The sequence below is a fragment of the Mycetohabitans sp. B2 genome (assembly GCF_021733735.1).
GTDB classification, from domain to species: domain Bacteria; phylum Pseudomonadota; class Gammaproteobacteria; order Burkholderiales; family Burkholderiaceae; genus Mycetohabitans; species Mycetohabitans rhizoxinica.
Genome location: NZ_JAHKSP010000013.1, coordinates 1 through 5,094, shown reverse-complemented (window position 1 = coordinate 5,094; position 5,094 = coordinate 1). Strand labels below are relative to the sequence as shown.

At 54.7% G+C, this 5,094-nt stretch carries 6 protein-coding genes and 1 pseudogene; all 7 read right to left on the bottom strand.

Annotated elements, in window-relative coordinates; genetic code table 11:
- Positions 1 to 315: 315 nt before the first annotated feature.
- The gene (locus KPG66_RS02035) at positions 316 to 576 is read right to left on the bottom strand and encodes a hypothetical protein (protein ID WP_237069877.1); all 261 of its coding nucleotides are present in this window, start codon (positions 574 to 576) and stop codon (positions 316 to 318) included.
- Between the two features lie 8 nt (positions 577 to 584).
- Positions 585 to 2,387 (bottom strand): hypothetical protein, encoded by a 1,803-nt coding sequence (locus KPG66_RS02030; RefSeq protein ID WP_237069876.1) that lies wholly within the window; start codon positions 2,385 to 2,387, stop codon positions 585 to 587.
- A gap of 228 nt (positions 2,388 to 2,615) precedes the next feature.
- On the bottom strand, positions 2,616 to 2,867 hold the full coding sequence (locus KPG66_RS02025) for a hypothetical protein (RefSeq protein WP_237069875.1): 252 nt from the start codon (positions 2,865 to 2,867) through the stop codon (positions 2,616 to 2,618).
- Between the two features lie 16 nt (positions 2,868 to 2,883).
- Positions 2,884 to 3,324, bottom strand: a complete 441-nt coding sequence (locus tag KPG66_RS02020; protein WP_237069874.1) for a hypothetical protein — start codon at positions 3,322 to 3,324, stop codon at positions 2,884 to 2,886.
- An 86-nt stretch (positions 3,325 to 3,410) separates the two neighbouring features.
- Complete coding sequence (locus tag KPG66_RS02015; protein ID WP_237069873.1) at positions 3,411 to 3,800, bottom strand: hypothetical protein; 390 nt, start codon at positions 3,798 to 3,800, stop codon at positions 3,411 to 3,413.
- 16 nt (positions 3,801 to 3,816) lie between these two features.
- Positions 3,817 to 4,194: a hypothetical protein gene (locus tag KPG66_RS02010; protein WP_237069872.1), complete on the bottom strand. Its 378-nt coding sequence runs from the start codon at positions 4,192 to 4,194 to the stop codon at positions 3,817 to 3,819.
- Positions 4,191 to 5,094 (bottom strand): annotated as a pseudogene (locus KPG66_RS02005) (hypothetical protein); the annotation flags it as partial. The pseudogene KPG66_RS02005 and the gene KPG66_RS02010, both read right to left, overlap by 4 nt.

The window sequence follows — 5,094 nt, the reverse complement described above, 5'->3', positions numbered from 1 at the left end:
TTCGCGGCGATCAGCTCGCTGCCTTTCACGTGCAGTTCGTTATCCGCCTCGATCGTCACGCGGCCTTTGACCGAACTGACCACGCTGCCGTGATTTCAGAAATTCAAGGGTTCGCTGATTCCATTCGCCTGGCGAGTCATTCTGTATTTGCAGGTTTGCCTGTATTGTCAACTCTTCACGCGCCTGTTCAGCGGTCAAACCGTAGCGCTTCGCATACATCGCTTCACGATCACTGATTCACTTCCTCTCCTGCGGATGCAACTGCCGTCTGAAGCGAAGCGCTGCGCGAACGAAAACATTCATGTGACGTCATATCTACCAATCTTCTAAAGCATGAGAATATTGAGCATGTATCTCACCTAAATCATCATATTTGAATAACGGGCTCTCGGTATCTGCAAAGTACCATTGATGTCTGTCCTCCACCGGAGGAACCACCTTACCCTGTTCAATCTCCTCAAATAAGCTGCTCATAAAACCCAGCACCATTTCTGCATCGTCATCTACTTTGGCATAGCGAACCAATAGTTCGTGCAATGCACGCGCCTTCTCTTGCAAATTCTTGACCTTATCCACACTTCACCTCAACGCAACGTAAATGGATTAATCTTGAACGGCTCAATCCACTGACCTCGGTTCGGCACAATGACTTGCTGAGCCCCTCCAGGCATCGTCACCATTCCCTGCAAAGTTCCCGCAACTTCCGATACAAACACATTCGGCGCAACGCCCGCTTTGGGCGTAATAACGTAGTAATCCACACCTTTACTCATCATGTTAGCCGCTTGGGCTGCCGGTAAACCCAATACCCGGCCCGCCTGTTCAGGTGTCATCGTTGTGATTGCGCGGGCCTGCTCAAGACTCATCCAATAACCACTGTACGGCGATATGCTATCGCCCTTCGGCACCACCTTCACCAACGTCGCACCGGGCGCTGCCGTCCCCATTTGGGGCAAATTCGCGCCTGACCTCATGTAGCGTTGAGCAATTTCCGTAACACGTTCTTCAGACATGCCTGGGTTTCCTATCCGAATCTCCCGAATCAATGCTTGCGCTTGGGGTGATTGCATCATTTCTGGCGGCACTTTAACGCCATCGGTCACAAACTCTTTATAACTGGCCGTGCCCAGCTTGTTCAACGCCGCCGCCCGGTCGGTAATCGCGTTCGCCACCGCTCCCGCCGTCACTGCACTGCCCAATCCCAATCCCGCTTCAAGCAGACTTGCCGCACCCGGCGACAATCCAAGCCCCGTCAACGCCTGGTTCAAATAGGTCGATTCCGGCTGCCCTGACACCGTCTGCTTCGCGCCCGCTATCAGTACATCCGCACTTGTACCCGCCACAAATGCATTCGCCACGCAGCCAAGGCCTGTCGTACACGTTATAGGCGCACTCGCTACTGCTCCGGCAACACCCATCGCACCCAATGTCGCTTGCGCTGCCCCCGCACCCCGAGACGTGAACTGATACGTGTTGTTCCACTGTTTCGCAGCATCGATATTCGCGTCACTGAATAAGCCCGACGTCGTATAACCGAACAGGCCATCTTGTTGCGAAAGTATCCGGCGTTCATCGGCCAACGCATCGCTCGCACCGAATTCCGCGATTTGCTTGAAATGCTGATAGGCCGCACTGTCCTCTGGGTATTCCGCATAGCATTTCACCGTCGCACAGGCTGCTGCCGCCAGCCGAGCTTCTTTAATTTCATCTTTTCCTGCGAGTTCTCTGATACGCTGCCTATCTTCTAGATGCAACTGCCGATTAAACCGATCAACGTTGTACGCCGCCTGCGCTCCTTGCGCCCCGCCGACCACGCCCCCCACCGCGGTCGCCATCACATTCGCCACCAGATTGCCCAGCGTCTTGTCCAACTCCGCATTGCCAGTCAACTTCTGATCCACAATCTGCCGGCTCACCTCATCGAGCTTATTCGCCAGCAACGCCGACACCAACGAACCCGCGCCACTGTGCGCCGCCCCCAACAGCCCTCCGCCAATGCCCCCCACCAGTGAACTGCCCGCACTCTGCAGGCCAACGCGGTAGCTGCCACTCTCATCCCATTGGTCCGCTTCAGCTAGATACTGCTGCTTTAGTTGCGGATCGTCGCTCTCCTCGGCCGCCTTGAGCAAAGCGTCGCGTTTAGCATCCGCCACATCCCCGATCCGCCGCGCAACCGCCTCACCGGCGTCACGCATCGCGCTCATCAGCTCACCCTGATTCTGTAAGGTCTGCTGGACGTCCGGCGTCTTGTCCACCTGGCCGTTCAGATTCGTCATATGGCGGTTCAGCCCCGCGATATCTTGCTTTTGCTGATCGGGGTTCGTGATCTCGATCTCGGCATCGCTGATCGCGCTCTGCGTTTTTGTCCGCCATCTTGCGAAACGCAAGCGTAAACAGCACGCTCACTCAGACCTAACGCATCGCTTTCCCGTGGATGCAGATCACCAATGACTTGCTCGCTTACGCCGGACTCCTATCCGGTCAGCACGTCCTCTTCAGCGTCGGTTATTGGCACCCGCGCATTACCATCACACCAGCATGATCACCGGCGCGTGCCCATTATTCCAGACACTGCAGCAGGCAATGAACTCAGCATATGCTGGTTGTTCATCAGACTATCGACCTGATGACTTCTTTTCGTAGAACCATATCAATGTGCCAATCAACAAACTGGATACCACGACGAACACCACCATTCGGCCAGCCCGATTCCACGTGGGCAATTGATACGGAATGTCGTACAGCAGCCATTGCAGCACAGGGCCGGCAATCAGTTCACTTATTGTCACGATTAGGGCTGCCACGATAAACCAGAGCAACACATTATGTACCCAACGAAACCATCCAAAGGCAGTCTTCGATGTCATTTCTTACCGGCTTCATCTATCTTGTTTGCACAGCCGCGCCGGCTTTTTCTTGTATAACGCCACCTCCGAAACCGCCCGTCCATGATGGAATAAAGTTCGGCGGCACATACTTCGACATTTTCATCCCAACATCCACCCACTCCTGCCGATACCAAGGATTCAGCACGTCATTGAGCTTGCCCTCAATTTTGGCCGCAATCGGATACCCAATTACCGTCCCCACCGCCGCGCCCCCTATCGCCGCATTCGGGTTCTGACCTTGCAGTGCTGAGCCGGTCAACGCACCGCCGACTCCCGTCATGAACACCGGCACAAATTTCATCCCCGTCTTCCCAGTCCCAATACCTGCCGCCGTATTCACGACCATCAAACCAAACTGCTGCCCCACCTGCTCACCAGCCGGCCCAAAGTTCCCTCCCCCTGCCTGCGTCACCACATGACGCATCGCCTCCTGCATTCCTGAGGATCCGTGATAAGCCCATAGGCGCCTTTAACCCCACCTCACAGCGTATCCAATGGATGTCCGATCGTGTCAGCCAGCCTTTATCCCATCCCGGCCAAGTATCCTCCGACCGCACCCAAGCCTAACTGAGGCGGCGGGTTCGTCGTCTGCGGCGCCACACTGAAAATCGTACTGTCGTTACGCTGATACCCAGCCGCCGTACCAAACAACGGCACCGCATTGCCCCACTGGTCTTTCCCGATCGTCTCACCGGGATGAGCCGCCGCATACGCATTCAAATAGTTCGATGCATCCTGGTCCCAACCGCCCTGACTTGCCGCCGCCGTATCCACCTGACGCAACAACTGGGCCGCGAGCCTATCGGTAGCATCCTCCATCGTCATTCCGGCGTGTGCCGCCGCATACGCAGGCGCGATATCTCGTTCAATGCGCTTTCTTTCGTCCTTGCGCAGATTTGCATCCGAATGCAACGTCCTATTGAGCCGATCACTCGTCTGCCTTATCTTTCTTATGATGTGATTTTTCTACTCGTTCTGCAAATGCAGCACCGAGCAAAGATAGTGAAAGGGCAGGAGCAAATACCGTCAAATCAGGCTCTCCCGTTCCGAATACCCCAAAGCCGATCACAACGAAGCACATAAGAAAAATTGCTGGACGAGTAAGCAGCATGAACAATAAATGCGGCGCTGCCGGTCGCCCAATAAGACATGCGCACACAAAGAAAAATAATGACAAGCCTGCAAGAAACACCGCCTTAGAAGGGGCGACAAGGTAGACCACAAAAAAAGAAAGCGCATAGAAAAATGCAGCCTCTAGAGCATAGATAACAATTGTTTTAAAGATATCTGCATTTCTAGAGTTCATTTTTTATGCCCGAATAGATCATTCCACGATGGGAGAACAATTGTGGATGTCGTCGAAAGACCTGCGCCGATCCCAGCTCCATAGCCAACACCAGGGAATACCTTCATAGGTGCTGCCCCACCAATTCCGCCAATGGTTTCGTTATCGTTAATTGAGAAATTTGCTCCGCCTGACGGTCCAAAGCCCGCATCCAATTCTGCGTATCCTCCAGTGCTAGCGCCAGACGTCAGAGGACCATTTGTATGACTAACGCCCACACTTCCGCCTACCCCAGCGTACGCTCCCGCGCTTGCCATGCCGTTAGCTTGAACCTGAATGAACGGTGATGTTCCCGCCATTGTTCCATCTGTGGAAATTCCCATACTCAAGCCTCCACCGGCACCAACGAACGGCAGCATCAACGTTCCCGAAACACCGGCAGAATATTGGGTAAATTTATCCGTTGTCGGTTGATACGAGAACCCGCTACCTTGTGCTCCCTTTACAATATACGTTTGCAAATCCGCATCGCCCGATCCAAGGCTTTGCGTCCATACCGTCTGACCCGCCCTATTCACCCCATAAAGAGTCCAAGCTGTACCATCCTGCGGCTTATCTCCCGACGCCACACGCACATTTCCCGGCAACATCCCGCCATCCGACGTCATCAGATTCATCTGCGCCATCTGGTCTTCGATCTGCTGCACCGTGTACTTGCCGCCGCTCTCCGCCGCTAGCTTCTTCGCCAGCGTCTGCTCCTTCGCTTTCGTGTCTTCATGCAACTGCCGATTAAACCGATCAACGTTGTACGCCGCCTGCGCCCCTTGTGCCCCACCGACCACGCCCCCCGCCACGCTCGACATCACATTCGCCACAATGTTGCCCAGCGTCTTGTCCAACTCCGCATTGCCGGTCGGCTTC

What these genes read in the sequence shown, in the direction of transcription:
- KPG66_RS02025 (WP_237069875.1), bottom strand. Translation starts at nt 2,867, where the DNA reads ATGACATCGAAGACTGCCTTTGGATGGTTTCGTTGGGTACATAATGTG.
- KPG66_RS02020 (WP_237069874.1), bottom strand. Translation starts at nt 3,324, where the DNA reads ATGCAGGAGGCGATGCGTCATGTGGTGACGCAGGCAGGGGGAGGGAAC.
- KPG66_RS02010 (WP_237069872.1), bottom strand. Translation starts at nt 4,194, where the DNA reads ATGAACTCTAGAAATGCAGATATCTTTAAAACAATTGTTATCTATGCT.